At 42.7% G+C, this 21730-nt stretch carries 19 protein-coding genes; 9 read left to right on the top strand and 10 right to left on the bottom strand.

The window, feature by feature from the left end; genetic code table 11:
• Positions 1-34: 34 nt before the first annotated feature.
• Together G509_RS0116850 and G509_RS0116845 are read left to right on the top strand one after the other, a co-directional pair.
• On the top strand, positions 35-796 hold the full coding sequence (locus tag G509_RS0116850) for an exodeoxyribonuclease III (protein WP_026992612.1): 762 nt from the start codon (positions 35-37) through the stop codon (positions 794-796).
• 61 nt (positions 797-857) lie between these two features.
• A complete protein-coding gene (locus tag G509_RS0116845) occupies positions 858-1817 on the top strand; it encodes an OmpA family protein (protein ID WP_026992611.1) in 960 nt (319 codons plus the stop codon).
• A 60-nt stretch (positions 1818-1877) separates the two neighbouring features.
• On the opposite strand, the gene G509_RS0116840 is transcribed toward G509_RS0116845, so the two are convergent.
• The 8 genes from G509_RS0116840 to panC form a co-directional block, all read right to left on the bottom strand.
• Entirely contained in the window at positions 1878-3242 is a 1365-nt protein-coding gene (locus G509_RS0116840; protein ID WP_026992610.1) for a PQQ-dependent sugar dehydrogenase, read from the bottom strand.
• A 115-nt stretch (positions 3243-3357) separates the two neighbouring features.
• Complete coding sequence (locus tag G509_RS0116835; RefSeq protein ID WP_026992609.1) at positions 3358-4974, bottom strand: DUF4139 domain-containing protein; 1617 nt, start codon at positions 4972-4974, stop codon at positions 3358-3360.
• A 297-nt stretch (positions 4975-5271) separates the two neighbouring features.
• Positions 5272-7266 (bottom strand): transglycosylase domain-containing protein, encoded by a 1995-nt coding sequence (locus tag G509_RS0116830; protein ID WP_026992608.1) that lies wholly within the window; start codon positions 7264-7266, stop codon positions 5272-5274.
• 6 nt (positions 7267-7272) lie between these two features.
• Positions 7273-8634 carry a DNA repair protein RadA gene (radA, locus tag G509_RS0116825; protein WP_026992607.1) on the bottom strand — a complete coding sequence of 454 codons (1362 nt, stop codon included), beginning with the start codon at positions 8632-8634 and terminating at the stop codon, positions 7273-7275.
• Between the two features lie 6 nt (positions 8635-8640).
• Positions 8641-9783: an alpha/beta hydrolase gene (locus G509_RS0116820; RefSeq protein WP_026992606.1), complete on the bottom strand. Its 1143-nt coding sequence runs from the start codon at positions 9781-9783 to the stop codon at positions 8641-8643.
• 43 nt (positions 9784-9826) lie between these two features.
• Positions 9827-10786 (bottom strand): lysylphosphatidylglycerol synthase transmembrane domain-containing protein, encoded by a 960-nt coding sequence (locus G509_RS0116815; RefSeq protein WP_026992605.1) that lies wholly within the window; start codon positions 10784-10786, stop codon positions 9827-9829.
• A gap of 2 nt (positions 10787-10788) precedes the next feature.
• Complete coding sequence (gene panD, locus G509_RS0116810; protein ID WP_026992604.1) at positions 10789-11139, bottom strand: aspartate 1-decarboxylase; 351 nt, start codon at positions 11137-11139, stop codon at positions 10789-10791.
• Positions 11140-11152: 13 nt separating this feature from the next.
• The gene (panC, locus tag G509_RS0116805; RefSeq protein WP_026992603.1) at positions 11153-11998 is read right to left on the bottom strand and encodes a pantoate--beta-alanine ligase; all 846 of its coding nucleotides are present in this window, start codon (positions 11996-11998) and stop codon (positions 11153-11155) included.
• Positions 11999-12103: 105 nt separating this feature from the next.
• On the opposite strand from panC, the gene G509_RS0116800 reads away from it, so the two are divergent.
• The 7 genes from G509_RS0116800 to G509_RS0116765 all read left to right on the top strand — a co-directional run bounded on the left by G509_RS0116800 (position 12104) and on the right by G509_RS0116765 (position 20538).
• Positions 12104-12910: a glycogen/starch synthase gene (locus G509_RS0116800; protein WP_026992602.1), complete on the top strand. Its 807-nt coding sequence runs from the start codon at positions 12104-12106 to the stop codon at positions 12908-12910.
• 21 nt (positions 12911-12931) lie between these two features.
• Positions 12932-14611, top strand: a complete 1680-nt coding sequence (gene bamH / locus G509_RS0116795) for a BamH family beta-barrel-assembly machinery protein (RefSeq protein WP_026992601.1) — start codon at positions 12932-12934, stop codon at positions 14609-14611.
• Positions 14612-14621: 10 nt separating this feature from the next.
• Positions 14622-16469 (top strand): glutamine--fructose-6-phosphate transaminase (isomerizing), encoded by a 1848-nt coding sequence (gene glmS / locus G509_RS0116790; protein ID WP_026992600.1) that lies wholly within the window; start codon positions 14622-14624, stop codon positions 16467-16469.
• Positions 16470-16611: 142 nt separating this feature from the next.
• A complete protein-coding gene (locus tag G509_RS0116785) occupies positions 16612-17379 on the top strand; it encodes a M90 family metallopeptidase (protein ID WP_026992599.1) in 768 nt (255 codons plus the stop codon).
• 66 nt (positions 17380-17445) lie between these two features.
• A complete protein-coding gene (locus G509_RS22370) occupies positions 17446-18288 on the top strand; it encodes a DUF6602 domain-containing protein (protein WP_035739287.1) in 843 nt (280 codons plus the stop codon).
• A 364-nt stretch (positions 18289-18652) separates the two neighbouring features.
• A complete protein-coding gene (atpD, locus tag G509_RS0116770) occupies positions 18653-20164 on the top strand; it encodes a F0F1 ATP synthase subunit beta (protein WP_026992597.1) in 1512 nt (503 codons plus the stop codon).
• A gap of 86 nt (positions 20165-20250) precedes the next feature.
• Positions 20251-20538, top strand: a complete 288-nt coding sequence (locus G509_RS0116765; RefSeq protein ID WP_026992596.1) for a F0F1 ATP synthase subunit delta/epsilon — start codon at positions 20251-20253, stop codon at positions 20536-20538.
• Positions 20539-20976: 438 nt separating this feature from the next.
• Here the strand turns inward: G509_RS0116765 and G509_RS0116755 are convergent, their stop codons facing one another.
• Both G509_RS0116755 and G509_RS0116750 read right to left on the bottom strand, forming a co-directional pair.
• Positions 20977-21192, bottom strand: coding sequence for a helix-turn-helix domain-containing protein (locus G509_RS0116755; RefSeq protein WP_026992594.1), 216 nt, complete (start codon positions 21190-21192; stop codon positions 20977-20979).
• 2 nt (positions 21193-21194) lie between these two features.
• A complete protein-coding gene (locus G509_RS0116750; RefSeq protein WP_026992593.1) occupies positions 21195-21728 on the bottom strand; it encodes a hypothetical protein in 534 nt (177 codons plus the stop codon).
• Positions 21729-21730: the final 2 nt, after the last annotated feature.

The following is a 21730-nucleotide window of genomic DNA, read 5'->3' as shown; positions in this document are numbered from 1 at the left end:
AAATTTGGTTATTTTTGGAAATCAAATTACACTAATGAGAATAATTTCATACAACGTAAATGGCATACGAGCTGCATTTACTAAAGGATTTATAGACTGGTTAAAACAGGCCGACCCCGATATTATTTGCCTGCAGGAAATTAAAGCCACCCACGACCAGGTAGCCATACAAGAGATAGAAGATGCCGGTTACCCGTATCATTACTGGTTTTCGGCTCAAAAAAAAGGCTATAGCGGTGTGGCGGTATTCAGCAAGCACAAACCCAATAACGTGGTTTATGGCACAGGTATAGAACACATGGATTTTGAAGGCCGCAACCTTCGCCTGGATTTTGATACTTTTAGCGTTATGAGCCTTTACCTGCCATCGGGCACCAATATAGACAGGCTGGACCACAAGTTTATGTACATGCGCGATTTTCAGGAGTATATTACCAACCTTAAGCAGGAACTGCCTAACCTTGTGGTGTGTGGCGACTATAATATTTGCCATGAGGCGATAGATATACACGACCCTGTGCGCAATGCTAAGGTATCGGGCTTTTTGCCGGAAGAACGCGCCTGGCTGGATGCGTTTCTTAAAAACGGGTTTGTAGATAGTTTCCGCCATTTTAATAAAGACCCGCACCATTACAGCTGGTGGAGCTACCGCGCCGGTGCACGTGGCAATAACAAAGGCTGGCGTATTGATTATGCACTGGTTACCGAACCGATGAAGGAACGCCTGACCCGTGCCGTGATTTTGCCCGAAGCTAAGCACAGCGACCATTGCCCGGTTTTACTTGAATTTAACTAAATTTTAAGAAAAAAGGCAAGGTTCTTGCTGTAGCCATTATACCAAATAAAACAAAAATAGAATGATTAAAAGAATCTCTTTAGGGTTACTAATAATGGCCCTTAGCACATCGTGTGTTTCTAAAAAGGTATTTCAGGACCTGGAAAACAAACACGCTAACTTAAAGAAAGAAAACCGTAAGCTATCCGACGAAAACGCGGCACTTACTAAAGATAGAAACCAGCTTGACCTTAAATCTAAAGACCTGCAGGGGCAGTTAGATAAGCTTAAAGCCGAACGCGATAAACTGGCGGCTGATTATGCAGCTACAAAATCTACGCTTGATAATTTAAAATCGTCGTACTCGGCTTTAGAGAATGACAGTAGCGCAGCACTTAACGCCAACGTTAAAAAGAACCGCGAGCTTTTAGCCCAGCTTGAGGCGAAAGAAAAAGCGCTTGCCGCAGAACAGGAAAGGCTTAATAAGCTTAGCGCCGAATTAAAAGAACGCTCTGCCCGCGTAGACGAGCTGGAAGGTATAATGGCAGCACAGGAGGCCAACCTTACTGCGCTTAAAAACAGGCTGTCTAAAGCGTTAAACAGCTTTCAGGGTAAAGGGCTTACCGTTGAACAGAAAAACGGTAAGGTGTATGTATCCATGGAAAACAAACTATTGTTTGGCTCTGGTAGCTGGACGGTAAACCCCGAAGGTAAAAAAGCTGTGGTTGAAGTAGCTAAAGTACTTGCCGATAACCCGGATATTGCCGTGCTTATTGAAGGCCATACCGATAATGTGCCTTACGGAGGTACAGGCCAGATTACTGATAACTGGGACCTTAGTACTAAACGTGCCACAGCTATTGTAAACATTATAAGGGAAAACAAAACGGTAGACCCTAAAAATCTTACTGCTGCCGGGCGTAGCGAATTTGCCCCTGTTGCCGGTAACGAAACTGCCGATGGTAAAGCAAAAAACAGGAGGATAGAAATTATCCTTACGCCTAAGTTAGACGAGATATCTAAATTGCTTAACGAGCTGTAATGGCTTGCCTATAAATGCAAAGAGCCCCGCAGTGCGGGGCTCTTTTTTGTATAATAGCGGTTAGTTTATAACCAGTTTTTGGGTGTTTTTTCCGTTGACGTTGTTAACTTCTAACAAATACATGCCTGCCTGTAATGCCGATGTATCTATACGGTTAGCAGTGGTGGTAAGTGGCTGTTGCAGCAGTAATTTTCCGCCAAGGTCGTAAATAGATACGGCCGTGTTGGCAGTGGCGTTGTTAAGGTTAATAAATACCTCGCTGCCTGCAGGGTTGGGCGCCATGCTAAACAATTTGTTGTTAAAGCCTTTAGTGCTAAGGCTGCTATCGGTAATTTTATAAATAGTACCCGATGTTTTTCCGCCCACGTACAATTCGCCATCTATGTCTTCGCCAAAGGCAGTAAACTCATTGCCGGTAAAGGCTTCGCTATAACTAAGTGTACCATCGGCAGCAGCCCATCCAATTTTATTGTTACAATAATCGGTAAAAATATATTTGCCTGCCAGGTTAGGGTAGGTAGTACCGGTATATACATAACCTCCTGTAATAGAGCAGCCATCAGTAGCTTCATGGGTATATTCGGCAAAAGGCTGGGTGAACATCTCTGCTGTAGAGCAGCCTGTATTGTTGTATACCTGGGTACCCTCGTAGCACCTCCAGCCATAGTTTAAGCCGGCAGCGGTACTTGTTGCTTTGTTAATCTCTTCGATAACCCCCTGGCCCACATCGGCAATCCATAGGTCGCCATTAAGGCGGTTAAACGAAAATTTCCAGGGGTTGCGTAAGCCGTATGCCCAAATTTCATCAGAACCATCTATACCTACAAAAGGGTTGCCTTCGGGTATGCCGTATTGCGCGCCGCTGTTAACATCTATACGCAACAGCTTGCCCAGCAGTACATTTTTATTTTGGCCGTTACCATCGGGATCGCCGGCACCACCGCCATCGCCCATGGCAATGTACAGGTAGCCATCTGGGCCAAAACGCAGGCAGCCACCGTTGTGGTTAGCAGCAGGCTGTGCCACGGTAAGTACTATCGCCGCCGAAGCAGGATCGGCAGTAATATCATTCTCTGCGCTGCGGGTGTAGCGGGCAACAACGGTACTGCCCTCTAAATTGGTGTAGTTAACATACAGGTAGCCGTTGTCTTCGTAATCAGGATGGAAAGCCAGACCAAGCAGGCCCCTTTCGCCACCTGTAGAAAGTATGTCGGTTATATCTAAAAACGGAGTATCGCCAACGGTACCATCGGCGTTAAGTATCCTGATCGTGCCACCCTGCTCGGCAACATAAAAGCGGTCAGTTCCGGCATGGGTAATCTCGGTAAGATCTGTAAAGCCTGTGGCAAATTCTTCCAGTTCAATAGTCTGGGCAAAGGCGGCACCATAACACAGCAACGCCCCTAAAAGTAATCTTGTTTTCATAGTTGTTTGTATTGTAAATTGTTATAGTAAAGTTAGCAACTAAGTGCCTAAGCAATTTACTGGTTAACAAAACATTATAAATAGCAAGGGCCGGAAGAATTTTCCGGCCCTAATGTTACAAGTTAATAATGCTCCTGTCCTTCGGGTATTTAACTTTGTAGCTTATGCGTAGTTTTTTGGTTTCGCCGGGTTTAAGTTTAATATCCCATTGTAGCAGGGCTGTTTCTTTATTAACATCGGCGCTACTGCTCTCTAACAGCTCAATTTCCATTTCTTTATCGGTGCTAATGGGGTAGTTTTCTTTTACCACTATTTGGGCCGCCTCTTTTTTGTTATTGCGAATGGTAACATCATACGTAAAGGTTTGCTCCCTGCGGGAAGAAAGGAATTTGGTACCCGACTTTTCTACCACTTTTTCGCGCTCTATAGAAATTTTTCTGTCGCGGCCCATACCCAGGCGAAGCGTATCGGTAGTCTGGTTAGGGTCTATAAATGTTTTGCCGGCATACATGCCATCAAAAATAATGTTGGCTTCGCCCTTAAGCAGGTTGTATTTAGAATAGTCGTTAATTTCGGCCATTAAAAAGGCTTCTTTTTCGGCTTTAGGTACGGCATAGTGCCTGTAGGTTGCCGGCAGCTTAATTTCTTTTAGTGTAACACTATGCTTTTTACCGTTGGAGGCAATATCATACGGAATATCAATATCAAAAGATACGCTAAGCTGGTTCTCTGTAATGGTTGTATTGGCCGATACTGAGCTAGCTTTGCTGCGGTAACCTTCTACCACAACTTCATTTAATTGTTCTTTATCCGATGAAGCTACACCTCTTATTTGTATACCCGGTGCCCTGTTACCATAAATTGCAGAACCATACTGCAAAAACCACGGGTTTATTTCCGGTGCCTGGTTGTTTTGGTTGGGTACGCCGCTGGACAGGGTTAGCTTTACTTTTTTCCAGTCGATGCCCGTTTGCTGTACCACCTGCGCTTTGTAAAGCATGTTAATTGGGTCGGTTGTATTATCAGCACGTAAATCGTAAAAAGGCGTCCAGGAGGCGTTGCCCGTAAGGTAGCTAATGTCTAACGCAACATTGCCCGCCTGCTCGTTCATAACCTGCAATACCAGTTTACCTGCCGATGTTTTCTCGGCCTCGCGGGTATTGGTCTCTAAACGGCTGCTCAGTTTGGTAAATAGTTCGTTTAGTTTTTGCTCTTTATCAGTAAGGGCGTTAATGGTGTTAGATGTTTCGTTGCGTTTGGCCTTATAGTAGTCTACCATTTTTACCAGCTCTGCCACGCTAAGCCCGGATTGCTGCCCGTATACCTGGTTGTTTTTATCCAGCAGTTCCAGTATTTTAAATTCGGATGCTTTTAGGGTGGTGGTTTTTTCCAGTTCTTTTTTTACGATGGCAATGCTGTCGCGAACACGCTTAAGGGCAGGCGAGGTTTCATCGGGTTCAAATTCTGATATATAATTCGTGGTAAACTGTACCGAAAGTACCGTAAGCGTGGCCGGTGCGCCAATTTGCACGCTGCCCTCGTTAAGGTAGTCGGCCACGTTTTTAACTACAATTTCGCTGGTGCCTGCGGGCAGGTTAACCGTTGCCGATTGGGTAATTTCGGCAGCATTAAAATATACGGTAGCGGCTTTTACTTTGGCCGTTGTAAAAACAGGTTTTTGTGCGTATGCCATGCCGCATAGCAACAGTAGCATTAATAAGGCTCTTTTCATTATATAAAGTTTTAGCTTTTATATATAGAGCACTTTTTTATACGAAAGGTTGGGAGGGATGTGAAAAATATACTTTTAAGCGAAATTGCCACAAAGGCACAAAGGGTTTTCACAAAGTTGCACAAGGATTATTTATAGGTACACAAGAACAACTTTGTTGTTTACAAAGGGCACAAAGCTTTATGTTCTTCAGGTTGTTTACAACCTGCTGTCTTTGTGCAATACTGCTTTGTGTACCTGGCGAAAAGCTTAGTGGCGCGTAGCGCTTGTGGTTGAATAAATTTTTACCGAAAACAATTAAAACGCCTGTTTGCTCAGGTTTTTAAAAAACTCGTCTATTTGTACCGAATCGGCTACAAAAATGCTGCGTTCGTTAAGCCTTAAGCGGCCACGGCCACGGCCATTTATAGTAATTTTACCCGATTGTGCAATAGTATCTTCGGCAGTTATAAGGCCCCGCCTAAGCATAATATCCCTCATATATTTGTTGTGCCTTTGGGCGTAGCCTTTAAGGTTGCCGTCTTCGCCAAAGCGGTACATAAATGTTTTAGGGCTTGGTATAATGCTTGCAAGGTACACGCACTCGTCTAACGTTAGCTGCGATGGCGCTTTATCAAAATAATAGCTGGCAGCCTCTCCAATGCCGTACACATCGGGGCCCCATTCTATAATATTAAAATACACCTCCAGCATGCGCTCTTTACTGGCAATACGGTTGTTTTCTAAAATGTATACAAGCAGAATTTCTTCCAGCTTGCGCGACAGGGTTTTGTTACGGTTTAAGAATACGTTTTTAACCAGCTGCATACTTATGGTGCTGCCGCCACGTGAGAATTTTTTGGTCTTTATATTTTTGATGATGCTCTGCCTGAACGCCTCGGTTATAAAACCGCGGTGCGAAAAGAATGAGGGGTCTTCGCTGGTAAGTACGGCTTTGCGTAAAAACGGCGATATCTGGTCGAGTGGCGTGTAGTAGGGGTTGCCGTAGCCTACAATAACCGGGCGCTGGGCACGGCCATTATCTATGGCGCGGTAAGTAAACTCGGTGTTTAACTTGGCAAGGTTGGCGGCACCGTATTTGGTAATTTTAAGTCCGTCTTTTTTAATGCTGCTGTCAAACACAAGGGCATGCGGCTTGTTTTTATTGTACAGAAAGTTGAGGTTGTAACTAAAATCGCCTTCGGCCTCCATGCCTTCAAAATTGGTAAACAACCCGTTGGGTAAAGATGATATAAAATCCTGCGCCGGCATTTTGGGTATGTGTGCCTTTAACTGGTATATAGTATCTTTTTCGACACTAAACTTTGCAAACGGGCTGAACTTTATCTTGTTAAGCTGCACGGTTGAGGTGCTGTCCAGCGCAATAAAATCGTCGCCAAAAAGCATGTGGTAATCAAAGCGGGCATTATCTATAACCACATCTTTAACGGCAAGCCTTGGCTGGTTAACCATAAAATTCTGGATAGAGGCATAGCCATCTATATGCAGTTCGCCGCCATCCATTTCCATATTTTGCAGGTTAACATGTATGGCATCAAAACCGGTTTTAATTTTATAACGGTTTTGTATGTAAGGCACTATAATGCGGCTGGTATCGGTATTAAAAAATTTAAGGTCGGCCAGGCGGTTACGGGGGTCGGCCATGCCGTTAACCTTCCACGTTTGGGTAATGGTATCTTCGGTAACGTTAATGGTACTCTCCAGTTTGTTATCGGCCAGGCGAAGCTGCTGCATGTTAAGGTTAACCTTGCGGCCCATATCGTTTACACGCAGGGCAAGGTTTTGCAGTTTCATGTCGGTAGGTACCAGGTTAAGCACTTTGGTAAGTATCCTGTAGGCGCGGTCGGCATAGCCATCGCCGGTGTCGGTATCTTCTTCCTTATCTTTTTTGTTGGGACGCATAAACGAGCGGAAATTCCACCCCAGGCTGTCTTTTTTAACCAGCTGTACGTAGCCGTTGGTCATTTCGAGTGTGCCCAGTTGCACATCGCCTAAAAGTATTTTAGAAAGGTTAATACTGGTGGTAACCTGCTCTACCTGCAAAAGGGTATCGGCATTTTTGGGCACAACGGTAATGCCCTTCATCTCTATGCCCGAAAGGCCTTTAAATGAAGCCGACTTTACAGTAAACGAAGCGTTATAATCGCGGGCCATTTTATCGGATACCTTTACTATGGCTTTTTGAAGCGCCATATTTCTGAAGGCAAAAAATGAAACAGCTGCCACTATAAATAGTACGCCCAGTATAATAAGTGCCCTAAAGGCTATTTTTTTAAAATTGAGTTTGCGCATGTAATTTTAACCAAAAAGGTGGGCTGCAACATCTTCTATCTTTGCCACCAGTTTAATTTCTATTAAAGTATTTTTTAATGAGATCTTGTTGTACTTAGATACAAAAATAGTAGAAAATCCTAACTTTTCTGCTTCCAGTATGCGTTGTTCTGCTCTATTTACCGGGCGAATCTCTCCCGACAGGCCAATTTCGCCGGCAAAACAGTAGTCTTTATTAACCGGAATGTCTTCGTTACTGGATAATATAGCGGCAACAACGGCAAGGTCTATGGCAGGGTCGTCTACATTTATACCGCCGGTTACGTTTAAAAAAACGTCTTTGGCACCAAGCCTAAAGCCCGCCCTTTTTTCTAAAACGGCCAATATCATGTTGAGCCTTTTGGCATTATAGCCGGTGGTGCTGCGCTGTGGTGTGCCGTATACGGCAGAGCTTACCAAGGCCTGAATTTCTATCATTAACGGGCGCATGCCCTCTAACGTTGTGGCAATGGCGGTACCGCTAAGCTCTTCTTCTTTATGCGATATTAAAATTTCCGATGGGTTAGCCACTTCGCGCAGGCCGGTGCCCAGCATTTCGTAAATGCCCAGTTCGGCCGTAGAGCCAAAACGGTTTTTAAGCGAACGCAGTATGCGGTACACGTGGTTGCGGTCGCCCTCAAACTGCAGCACGGTATCTACCATGTGCTCCAGTATTTTTGGACCGGCAATGCTGCCATCTTTAGTAATGTGGCCAATAAGTATAACGGGCACATTGCTTTCTTTGGCAAATTTTATAAGCTCGGCGGTAGTTTCCCTTATTTGGGATATACTGCCGGGAGACGACTCAATATAATCGGTATGCAGGGTTTGGATGGAGTCTATAATAACCACCTCCGGCTCTATGGCCTCTATCTGCTTAAAAATATTCTGGGTTTTGGTTTCGGTTAAGATAAAGCAATTATCTGCCGACGGCGTAATACGCTCGGCACGCATTTTAATCTGCTTCTGGCTTTCTTCGCCGCTAACGTATAAGGTGCGGTAAGGCAGCTTAAGCGATATTTGCAGCATAAGCGTACTCTTGCCTATGCCCGGTTCGCCGCCTAAAAGGGTAAGCGACCCCGGTACCAGGCCACCGCCTAACACGCGGTTAAGTTCGCCATCGGTAGTATCCAGCCTCACTTCATGTGCGCTGTCTATTTCGGTAATCCTTAAAGGTTTTGACACCCTTTTGCCATCGCCCGATGTGGGTTTCCAGGCTGTTTTTTCTTCTTTCTGAATAATCTCCTCTACAATGGTGTTCCATTGCTTGCAGGAGTTGCACTGTCCTTGCCAACGGGCATACTGTGTGCCACAGTTTTGGCAGTAAAATGCCGTTTTAACTTTCGCCATTCAACATTAATCCACATTAAGGCCTTCTGCCCTGGTTATCATAAAATCTTTTGTATAATCGCCAACGCTCTTATACGTGTAACTGTTTAAATATACTTTCTTGGCTTTTTTAAGGTTGCCCGTCATTTCGTAATACAGGCCATCATAATACTCGCCAATAATCATTTTTGGGTAATTTTTTTTGGCAAGGTCGGCCAGGTCGCGCAGCTCATCATACATGGTATTCTTCATAATAGCAGCCTCAACCGCCTTAATGTCGTTAATACGCACCGTCATTTTAACGCCAAGGTCTTTTTCTATAATCTGGTATTTTTCTTTAAGATAGTCTACATAACCCGATTTCAGGGTAACAATCTTATCGCGGTACTCTATTGATGAAATTGGCTTGTACGACGAGAACATGCTGTACAGCGCACCCGGCGCACCATAAGGCACAAGGGAGTAATGCGATACATCGCCAAATTTTTCGAAAAAGTACCTAAGGTTAGGATTTTTTACCGCTTTAAGGTTGGTATCAAACGTCATTATCCTTTTTTGCATTTTTTCTACATCGCCATCAGATGTTGCCATATAGAAAAATACCGGCCTTTTAGCCTGCTCCAGCATGGTAGGCACCTGGGTTTCCATATCGGGGGCCAGGGTAGGGCTAAAGCAAATAAAGCCTGTAAACAACGGGTCTTGCTTGTACAGGAAAAAGTTTAAAAAACCTGCTGTGGCATCGTGCCCCGCAATAACTTTAAACGGCGATATGCGGTATTTTTTTTGCAGGTACGGTAAAAGTTCCGAGCTTATAAATTCGTAAAACTGGTTGCTGCTGCCTTCGGGCAGGCCTGTGGTTTCGCTAATGCGGGTATCTTCTTCGCGCTGCTTATCCTCATTCATGTTAATGCCCACAATAATAGCTTCGGGCAGGTCATCCCAATAGTTGGCGTACTGCATAATGCCTTTAAAGGGCTCTACAAGGTACTCGCCATCCAAAACCAGTAAAAGGGGGTACACTTTGCCTTTATCCTCTTCGTAATATTGCGGGAAAGTGATGGTAATATCGCGCGTTGCGTTAAGTTTTGTAGAAATAATTTCCTCTGTCCTTGTCTGGGCAAATAAGGGCAGCGCGGCAAACAAAATGAGTACTAGTAGTTTGTTTTTCATTGCATTACATTTTAGGGGGTAAAATAGCAAGGCAATTTAGTGATTATTTTTTTCTATACAGTAACGGAAGTATTAAAAAAGACAGCCCCCCCAGAAAAATAATCACAGTTACCTGAGATGCCCATACGATCCAGCCAAACGCTGTGCCCGCTGTGTAAGATATACCGTACATGGCATAAATATTGGCCACCGCAACCGGAAAAACACCCAAACCGCCATTGCTAAAAGTAATGGCAATACTGCCCACAACAAATGCTGTGGCAACAGCACTAAAACTTAGGTTAGACGTTTCTGGCAGGCAAAAAATGGTAATGTAAAATACCAATATGTATGTAAACCATATATAAACCGATAGCAGTAAAAAAGGCCATTTGTTGGGCATTTTAAACACACTAAGCACGCCCTCTACAAGGCCGGAAATTTTTAATTTTAGTTTTTTAAGCCACTCTGCTTTAGAGTAAATGTAAAAAATCACCGAGCTTATAAACAAAAGCAGTGCTACCGTGCCATAAACCAGCAGTTTTTGAAAGGGTATGGTAGAGAGATATTCTTTAAGATCGTTAAATTGCAGCAGCACCGTACCGCCCATGCAAAAAAGCAGGATAAAAAGGTCGACCACCCTTTCGGATATTATGGTGCCCAAACCCTTATCAAACGGTACGCCGGCATAGCGCTTAAGCACCAGTGCGCGGCTAACCTCGCCAGATCGGGGTATGGTCATGTTCATTAAATAAGTAATGCACACGGCACCAAACTTTACAGGAAAGGGGGCAGTGTAGCCCATGTGCGCCAGGGTATACTTCCAACGGTAGGCACGGGCCAAAAAGCCGGTAACACCCACAAACAACCCAAGGTATACATACAGGTAATCGGCATTTTTAAAGCTTACGGCTAAGTTGGCAAGCTGCTCTGGCGTTAGCTGCCTGTAGCTGTAAATAATTAAAAAAACTCCCAGGGTTAGTGGGAGTAGTATACTTAAAATGCGGGTTATTTTTTTCTTCAAAACTACGTTAGCGTGTTATCTGTTTCGTTAGGAAACACAATAGAGGGCTTAAATGTCTTGGCCTCTTCAAAATCCAGGATACCGTAAGAAATGATAATAATTATATCGCCCCTTTGTACCTTTCTTGCGGCAGGCCCGTTTAGGGTAATGTCTCCACTGTTCCTGTTTCCTTTAATAATATAAGTTTCTAAGCGTTCGCCGTTATTAACGTTTACTATCGAAACTTTTTCACCTTCAATCATATTCGCAGCCTCCATAAGCGCTTCGTCTATAGTAATGCTGCCTATATAGTCTAAATCGGCTCCCGTCACCTTAACGCGGTGAATCTTGGATTTTACAACTTGAATTTGCATGGCGCAAAGGTAATCAATTTAATGAAATATTATCTATTAGCCTAACATTGCCTAAAAAAACTGCAACAAAAGCCCTGTATTTTGCATTTTCTTTTAAAGTTGCGGGTTCTAAAGTGTCTTCGCGGGCAATTTCAAAATAATCGGGCTTAAATTCGGGGTGGCTTGCAAAAGCTTTTTCAACATACTGTATTACAGTGGGTATGGCCTCATTTTTAAATTTATCGCGGGCTTCTAAAAGCGTTTTGTAAATAAAAGCGGCACCCTGTTTTTCATCGGCGCTAAGCCTCTCGTTCCTGGAGCTCATTGCCAGGCCGTTAGCTTCGCGGCTTATGGGGCAGCCAATAATATTAATGGGCATGTGGTTTTTTTGTACCAGTTTCTTTACAATTTGCAATTGCTGAAAGTCTTTTTCGCCAAAATAAGCATTGGTGGGCTTTACAATGTCAAACAGTTTGCTCACTATGGTGCCTACGCCATCAAAATGGCCGGGGCGGTGGGCGCCTTCCATCTGGTTTTCGAGCCCGTCGAAGCTATAATGCTCAGACTGGGTGTGGCCCTCGTACATTTCGTCTACCGATGGGGCAAAGATAATAATAGCATCGCTAAGGGTTGCTATTTTTGCAGCATCGGCATCTAAGGTGCGCGGGTACTTATCTAAGTCCTCCGGGTTGTTAAATTGTGTGGGGTTTACAAAAATACTTACCACCGTTATGGCATTTTGGCTTACGGATTGCTCCATAAGCGCGAGGTGGCCTTTGTGCAGTGCGCCCATTGTTGGTACAAAGCCTATTGGGCTATTAGCCTGTAAATAGGGCGTTAAGTGCTTTTGCAGGAGGTCTTTTTTGTTGAAAATCAGCATTGCGTGTGTATTATTAACCATGCAAAATTAATATATAGTTATAAACTGCGCAAAAATGTTTAATTTTGCATGAATTTTTACACCCAAATAAATTAAGTATTGAAGATGGAGGATAAGAGGATATTGTACGTATCATCTGAAGTTGTGCCTTATTTGGCTGAGAATGAGGTTTCGTTAATGTCTTACGATGTGCCGAAAATGATTAATGACCAAGGCGGCCAGATAAGAATTTTTATGCCACGTTATGGCAACATAAACGAACGCAGACACCAGTTGCACGAGGTTATCCGCCTATCGGGGATGAATCTTGTGGTTAACGATATGGATATGCCACTTATTATTAAGGTTGCTTCTATCCCGAAAGAACGGATACAGGTGTACTTTATAGACAACGATGAGTATTTTAAAAGAAAAGCAACTTTTAGCGACGAAGACGGGGTACTGTACCCTGACAACGATGAGAGGGCTATTTTTTTTGCTAAAGGCGTTGTAGAAACCGTTAAGAAACTTAACTGGGTGCCCGATATTATACACGTGCACGGCTGGATGGCCGCAATGCTGCCCGTATACATGAAACATTACTATAAAGATGAGGCGCTTTTTGCCGATACTAAAATAGTAACATCTGTATACAGCCAGGGTTTTGAAGGCACGCTGGATAACGAGATGCTTAAAAAGGTATTGTTTGACGATATACCGGCAAGCGATGTAAACGTGCTTGAGGTGCCTAACTACCAAAACATCATGAAGGCAAGTATTGCCCACTCTGATGCCGTTATTATAGCGTCAGACAACCTGTCTGATGAGCTTGTTACATTTATAGAAGCGTCAGGAAAACCATTCCTGGAATTTGTGCCGAAAGATAATTTTGCATCGGCATATACTAATTTCTATAGAAATCAGGTTTTATAGTAAACCTCCTAAAAAAATTGTATGAATAATAGGTCTCCCCTAATAAAGAGTTTTCTTTTTGCCTTAAGTTTAGTTTTTATAGTGTCTGCTTGCGATACTGATTATAATGAGCTTGGATCTGATGTTGTAGATGGCGACATACACAACAGCCTTATAAAATACACCGCTGCCATATCTGCTTACGATGGCCCTTTGGGCAATGTGCAGAGTAATAACCTAACGGTTAATACCCTTGGGGTTTATAAAAATCCCGTGTTTGGCAAAACCATTGCCAGCTATGTTACCCAGGTGCAGCTTGCCACTACAGCACCAACTTTTGATACGCCTGTATTAGATTCGGTTTACCTTTATGTGCCGTATTACAGTACTATTGCGAGCACCGATGCCGATGGCGAAAGTACGTATACCATAACCGATTCTGTTTACGGTAGCCGTACCGATCAATTTAGGTTAAGTGTACTAAAAAATAATTACTACTTAAGAGGTACCGATGCTGCTGCTAATGGCAATATTACACAAAGATATTATAATAACGATAAGCCACTTATAGATGCGCAGGCCGGCGAAAGCCTTTTAGTAGATGCCACAGGCGCTACGCTGCCTAATATTGATTTTACTGTAAGTGCCGATGAGATAGACCGTAAGGCATCTACCACGGCAAACGACCAGAATATTAAAACGGTTGAGAGGCTTGCCCCGGGCATGTTTTTACCGTTAAATAAAAGCATATTTCAGGAGGCTATTATAAACCAGGAAGATACCGGTAAACTTGCCAGTAATAATGTGTTTACAGAGTACTTTAGGGGTATTTATTTTAAAGCAGAGCAAATTGGCGGCCAGGGTGTTATGGTAGCCCCACGTTTTGCAGAGGGTACTATTACATTGCGCTACCGCGATGTAACCCGCAGCAACGGTGCCATTGTTTTAAATGATGACGGTACTACAAAATACACCAGCAAAACGTTAGTGCTTAACCTTACAGGCAACACCATTAACTTTTTTGAGAATACATACGATACAGACTCTGCAATACTATACACTCAACTAATAAATAACTCTTCGCCCATAACCGGAGATGCTAAATTGTATGTTAAGGGTGGCGAAGGATCTGCGGCTTATATAGATATTAACCAAAACTCCATAGATGCCCTTAAGGCAATAAACAATGGTGGCAACAGGGTGCTTATTAACGAGGCTAACCTTATTTTTACCGTTGATGAAACGGCTATGGATTATGCCCCCGAAGGACAAAAGGCTAAAGAGCCAATAAGGCTGTTTTTATATGATGTTAAAAACAAAAGGCCTGTTTACGATTTTTATACCGATGTTACCACGCTTAGCGGTTTTCCTAAATTTAACAAATATATTTTTGGAGGCCTTTACGATACCTATTCGGGTACGGGGGCAACCAAAAGGATAAAAACGTATAAAATGAGGATTACCGACCATATTAACAACCTGGTAAATAAAGATTCTACCAACGTTAAACTGGCGCTTTATGTTACAGAGAGTATAGAGCTTACCAATAACGCTTATGTAAGAACACCTTTTTATGCCGGTACACAACAGGTACAGGCTTTACCGGCTGCATCGGTAATGCATCCATTCGGCACCATCCTTTACGGTAGTAATATACCTGTAGGCGATGCTGATTACGACAAGCGACTTAAGCTTGAAATTTTTTACACTAAACCAGAATAATTAAAAGATTATGTGCGGAATTGTAGGTTACATAGGTCACAGGCAGGCATATCCCATTGTAATTAAAGGCCTAAAAAGGCTGGAGTACAGAGGGTATGATAGCGCCGGGGTTGTATTGTATGACGAAACCGGGCTAAAACTTAGCAAAACTAAAGGTAAGGTTAGCGATTTAGAGGCTCGTGCCGAAAAAGAGATAACCACTACCGGCAACATAGGCATTGGCCATACACGCTGGGCTACACATGGTGTACCTAACGATGTTAACTCGCACCCCCATCTTTCTAACTCGGGCAATTTAGTTATTGTACACAACGGGATTATAGAAAATTACGAGCCCCTTAAAAAGGAGCTTATAAAAAGAGGGTACGTATTTCATTCGGATACCGATACAGAGGTTTTAGTAAACCTTATAGAAGAAGTTAAAAAACAAGAGCACATTAAACTGGGCAAAGCAGTGCAAATTGCATTAAACCAGGTGGTGGGCGCTTATGCTATTGCTGTTTTTGATAAGCAAAACCCCGATGAAATTGTGGCTGCACGTTTGGGTAGCCCCCTTGCCATTGGTGTGGGCGAAGGTGAGTTTTTTGTAGCGTCTGACGCTTCTCCGTTTATCGAATATACGCCAAACGCGGTGTATTTAGATGACGAGGAGATGGCAATCATCAGCCTTAAAAAGCCGCTTAAAATTCGTAAGATTAAAGACGACTCTTTAGTAGACCCGTATATCCAGGAACTGCAAATGAACCTGGAGCAGATAGAAAAAGGTGGTTTTGACCACTTTATGCTTAAAGAAATTTACGAGCAGCCTAACGCTATTAAAGATACCTTTAGGGGTAGGCTTAGGGTAGACGAGGGTATTGTAAAGGTGTCTGGCGTGGAGGATAACCTTCAGAAATTTATGAACGCCGACAGGATAATTATTATTGCCTGTGGTACAAGCTGGCATGCCGGCCTTGTGGCAGAATATATTTTTGAGGAGTTTGCACGCATACCGGTAGAGGTAGAATACGCGTCGGAATTCAGGTACCGTAACCCGGTTATCCGTCCGAATGATGTGGTAATTGCCATATCGCAATCGGGCGAAACTGCCGATACGCTTGCAGCCATTAAACTGGCAAAAGAGCGCGGTGCGTTTGTATTTGGTGTTTGTAACGTTGTGGGTTCGAGCATTAGCCGCGAAACACACAGCGGCGCTTATACACACGCAGGCCCTGAGATTGGTGTGGCGTCTACCAAGGCATTTACCACCCAAATTACGTTGCTAACCCTTATGGCATTGCGTATATCGCGTGCTAAAGGCACTATGGCAAGGGCTGATTATTTCCGCTACTTACAGGAGCTGGAATTAATTCCTGAAAAAGTGCAACAGGCATTAGAGACCAATTTAGAGGTGCAAACTATAGCATCTATTTATAAAGATGCGCCAAACTGCATTTACCTGGGCAGGGGGTATAACTATCCTGTGGCTTTAGAGGGTGCACTTAAGCTAAAAGAAATATCGTACATACATGCCGAAGGCTATCCTGCTGCAGAGATGAAGCACGGCCCTATTGCACTGATAGACGAGCGTATGCCGGTTGTGGTTATTGCACCAAAACAGGAGCATTACGACAAGATTGTAAGCAACATACAGGAAATTAAAGCCCGTAGCGGTAAAATTATTGCCATTGTAACCAAAGGCGATACTCAGGTAAAAGCCCTGGCCGACCACGTTATTGAAATTCCTGAAACCAGCGATGCCCTGTCGCCGCTGTTGGCTACCATACCACTACAGTTATTAAGCTACCACATTGCGGTAATGCGTAACTGTAACGTAGACCAGCCAAGAAATTTAGCAAAATCGGTTACGGTAGAGTAACCTGCTTATATAGTTTACCAAAAGCCCTTAAGAAATTCTTAAGGGCTTTTTTTGTTAAAGCGTAATTTGCTATGTTTGGTGTAGGCCTAATTTGCCTTGGGCTCAATTTATAAATCGGCCTACATCCAAACAAAAGTTAGAAATGATTTACGTTATTTTTTTAGTGGCGGCACTACTTGCGGGCTTCTTTTTATATAAAAAACCTAATAAAGGTGTAGTGGAGGCTTTCCCACAGGGGTGGCTGGAGCTGTTGCAGGACAATGTGCATTTTTACCGCGAACTGCCGGCCGAAAGGCAACCCGAATTCAGGCAGCGCATGATGCTGTTTTTAAGCGAGGTGTATATTGAGGGTGTGGAAATTGAGATTACCGACCTGGATAAGATACTGATTGCCTGTAGTGCCGTAATTCCGGTTTTTGGCTTTAAAGAGTGGCATTACTACAACTTAAGCGGTATTTTGCTGTACCCCGACTATTTTAATAACGATCTGGAATTTGCCGATACCGCTGCGTCGCGCAATATTGGCGGGCTGGTGGGTTCGGGAAGGTTCGAAAAGCAAATGATACTGAGCCGCCGGGCACTGCACCACGGTTTTAGCAACACTACCGATAAAAGCAACACTGGTATTCATGAGTTTGTGCATTTAATAGATAAGATGGATGGTGCTACCGATGGTATACCGGAGCAGTTACTGCAAAAGCAATACATTTTACCATGGCTGGATTTAATGCACAAAACCATGGAGGAGATTAACGACGATAAATCGGATATTCGTGAGTATGGCGGCACCAATCAAGCCGAGTTTTTTGCGGTGGTATCTGAATATTTTTTTGAACGCCCCGATTTGTTAGAAGCCAAACACCCCGAACTGTATAAAATGCTGCACGCGTGTTTTAATCCGCAGGGGTAGGGTTCATGAATTTTACTGAAGCCGCTGAGAATAAATTTTGTGTTAATAAAAATTAATATTTTGCATATGGGTTACATGTATAATGATTTTCTGAAGAACATTAGTCAAAAGTTCTTAAATAATTTTAATGAAATTTCGACAATTTACAATTTTGATTTTGGTGATGAATTTGAAATAGCTTTATGTAAATCCTTGAGAGTTGCCTTGCCAAATTATTATGGTATTTGCAGGGGAAGTATATTCACAGTTGATGGGAATTCGGTCGGAGACGATATAATAATTTACGACCAATTCCATTTTCCAACTTTAAGATTATTGGAAGATAACACATTTGCTCAAAAACAACAAATTCCTTTTGAAGCAGTATTCGCATATATCGAGGCAAAAAACACCTTAATTATAGAGGGATCAGGCGGAAATACAATTGAAAAAGCTTGGTCGCAATGCCAGAATGTAAAGAAATTATACAGACAAGATGTTAAGTATAGTAAATATTCGGTAAATGGTATTCCTTTTTTAAAACCAAAGCCTCATTGGCCAACAAAAGGAAATCCAATTTACACTGCAATATTTTCTCGTGGAGTCAGGAGGAAAAGTAATGAGCAAATTTTGGAAACAAATATTGGAACTAATGAGCTTTTAATAAAAATATCTTCTTTAGAGCAAAGTATGCAGCCGGATTTAATTATAGCAGATTATAGCTCATTAATTATCCCAGCAATTGGTACACAAATTGAATCACCATTTTTTATGGAAGATAAGTCGTTTTATAGTCCTCAAACAACCGATGGATTTGCTTATGGTTTAGGGTTGTCTTTCATGTTCTACGCTTTTGATAATATTAAATTAGGTAAAATTGGCTGGCCAAAAATTATAAGTAATGGTTTGAATATGCATTTAAATGAATAGTAACTGTTAATTTAATAACTATGAAAAAACAACAGCATACAATCCTTCGATGATCTGATTACTGCCGGGCATGGGCAGATTGTAACAGAGAGAGCAGGAATGTCTATGAGGAAAACTCACAAAAGTTTATAATAAGTGAAATGCTTAAACAAGCCCCTCAAAAAATATAACTTCACGTACAATTTCTCAAAAGCAAATACCCTATAACTACAATTAGTGGGTGTATTTAGTAAAATGCGGTTTTTTATTGCAAAAAACGCAATATTAAAATTTGCATAATTGGGTAATAAAAAACTATCTTTGCACTCGAAAAAAATAGGTTTTTTCAAAAACGATAAATAGCTGTTTAATAAATACATAAGCAATGTCTAAAGTAATAGGAAAAGTTGCACAGATTATCGGGCCGGTGGTAGATGTGGTGTTTGACACCGAAAATACCGCGCTTCCAAAAATCTACGATTCATTAGAGATCACTAAAAAAGATGGTTCATTATTAGTACTTGAGGTACAATCGCACGTGGGCGATAACATCGTTCGTACCATAGCAATGGACTCAACAGACGGCCTTAGCAGGGGTTACGAGGTTACCGGTACAGGTGCTCCTATCCAGATGCCTATTGGCGGTGATATTTACGGACGTTTGTTTAATGTAATTGGAGACGCTATTGATGGTCTTGGTAACCTGCCTAAAGCAGGCGATAGTGGATTGCCAATTCACCGTTCGGCACCAAAATTTGAAGATCTTTCTACTTCATCAGAGGTTTTATTTACCGGTATTAAAGTAATCGACCTTATCGAGCCTTATGCAAAAGGTGGTAAAATTGGATTATTTGGTGGTGCTGGTGTTGGTAAAACAGTACTTATACAGGAGTTGATTAACAATATAGCTAAAGGTCACGGTGGTCTTTCGGTATTCGCAGGAGTAGGTGAAAGAACACGTGAGGGTAACGACCTTTTAAGAGAGATGCTTGAGTCTGGCATTATTAAATATGGCGACGACTTTATGCACTCTATGGAAAACGGTGGCTGGGACCTTAGCAAAGTAGATAAAGCAGGTATGAGGCAATCTAAGGCTACATTTGTTTTCGGACAGATGAACGAGCCGCCGGGAGCCCGTGCACGTGTTGCTTTATCAGGCCTTACCATTGCAGAGTATTTTCGTGATGGTGCTGGCGAAGCACAAGGTAAAGACGTACTTTTCTTTGTAGACAACATTTTCCGTTTTACACAAGCGGGTTCTGAGGTATCTGGTCTGCTTGGCCGTATGCCGGCAGCGGTAGGTTACCAGCCTACACTTGCTACAGAGATGGGCGCTATGCAGGAGCGTATTACATCTACCAAAAAAGGGTCTATTACATCGGTTCAGGCGGTTTACGTACCTGCGGATGACTTAACCGACCCGGCACCGGCTACAACCTTTGCCCACTTAGATGCAACAACATCACTTTCTCGTAAAATTGCCGAGCTTGGTATTTACCCTGCGGTAGACCCGTTAGATTCTACTTCAAGGATTCTTACCCCGCAAATTCTTGGCGATGAGCACTACAACTGTGCACAACGTGTTAAAGAAATATTACAAAAATACAAGCAGCTACAGGATATTATTGCTATCCTTGGTATGGAAGAGCTTAGTGATGAGGATAAACTATCTGTATCGCGCGCACGCCGTGTACAACGTTTCCTTTCTCAGCCGTTCCACGTAGCAGAGCAGTTTACAGGTATACCTGGTGTACTTGTAGATATTAAAGATACCATTAAAGGCTTTAACATGATTATTGATGGCGAACTGGATCACCTTCCTGAAGCTGCCTTTAACCTTAAAGGTACCATTGAAGACGCTATAGAGGCCGGACAAAAAATGCTTGCCGAAGTATAATAATAGTTATCGGGTTGTGGGTTTTGTGTTCAGGGTTTTATAACCCGTAACTCAAAACCCGTAACACGTAACCCAAAACTAAAACTATGTTATCATTAGAAATAGTATCGCCGGAAGGCCATTTGTTTAAAGGCGCAGTAACATCGGTTACTGTACCGGGTGTAGATGGCGAATTCCAGATGCTTAACCACCACGCCAACATTGTTTCGATATTGGTGCAGGGAAACGTTAAGATTGCGGTTCCTGATTTTAAAACCAATGCTGCTTTTTCAGACAGGTTTACAAAATCAGACAAAGACCAAAAGTTCGTACTGCCTATTACAGCGGGTACATTAGAACTTAAAGACAACAGAATCATTATTTTGGTTGATTAGAAATTCATCTATACTTACTAAAAACCCTTCTTAGCAATAAGAAGGGTTTTTTTTATGGGAGATTTAGATTTTGGTGTATACCTTCTTTTGCCTGACTTTACCCGATGCCGTTATTGCGAGCGCAGCCTGCGGAGCGCAGCAATCTATTTAAGATTAAATGGTTTGCGTTTGGTTTATTAGAATGGTGTGAAGCTGCAAAACCTGAGCAAATCCGCGTCTGCGCAGCACCCGTGCCGTCCCCGCCTGTACCATTCGGGCAGGCGCGTTCCATTTTATTTCGCAAAGTTTCAATAATGAGATAGCTTCGTGCCTCGCAATGACGGTTTCGGGTAATGTTTGAATAACTTTTTAAAAATCTGTGCAAATCAGCGGCTGCGCAGCACCCGTGTCATCCGCGTTCCATTTTAATCCGGGCAGGCGCGTTCCATTTATCCAGGTTTACAATTTATTGTCATCTACAAATTCCATAATATCGCCGGGCTGGCAGTCCAGAATTTCGCAAATAAGTTCGAGGGTGCTAAAGCGTATGGCCTTGGCCTTGCCCGTTTTTAGAATGGAGAGGTTGGCGGTGGTTATGCCCACTTTTTCGGCCAGCTCGTTACTGCGCATTTTGCGTTTGGCCAGCATAACGTCCAGGTTTATAATTATAGGCATGGTTAAATGGTTAATTCGTTTTCTTCGCGTAAAAAAGCGCCCTTCTTAGCCATACAGTGCAACACTAATATCAATTTGCCTAATAGGTAAAACATTAAAAAAACAGGTATTTCTGTTACAAACAGTTGTATTGCATTAAAAAAAATGGCTCCAAATGCACACAATAATAAATACCGGCCTTTGGCAAAAAGTATAATACCTGTGCCGGCACGTTTTATTTGTTGAGCCTGCTCTTCGTAAAAAATAGTATGCGCTTTAAACTTTACAAAACATTGGCGTAAACGTATTAAAACACGTGTAAAATAAGTAAGCAAAAAACCATAGCACAGGCAATACCAGGGTAAAAACTGGGCTTGGTAACTACCGTATTTATGGTTAGGCGCAAGGGGGGTAAAATAATGGTTTAATAAGCTTAAAGAAGCATCCTGATAATACATACAGGCACCAAAGCAAATAAACTGATATCCGGCCATGCACGCAGCTACTACAATTGCAACCCGCAATGCCAGTAGTATAATGTTTAAATGGTGTTTCATAA

Origin of the sequence: Flavobacterium subsaxonicum WB 4.1-42 = DSM 21790, from assembly GCF_000422725.1 — a bacterium.
GTDB lineage: Bacteria > Bacteroidota > Bacteroidia > Flavobacteriales > Flavobacteriaceae > Flavobacterium > Flavobacterium subsaxonicum.
This window is presented reverse-complemented; position numbering and strand designations above follow the sequence as displayed.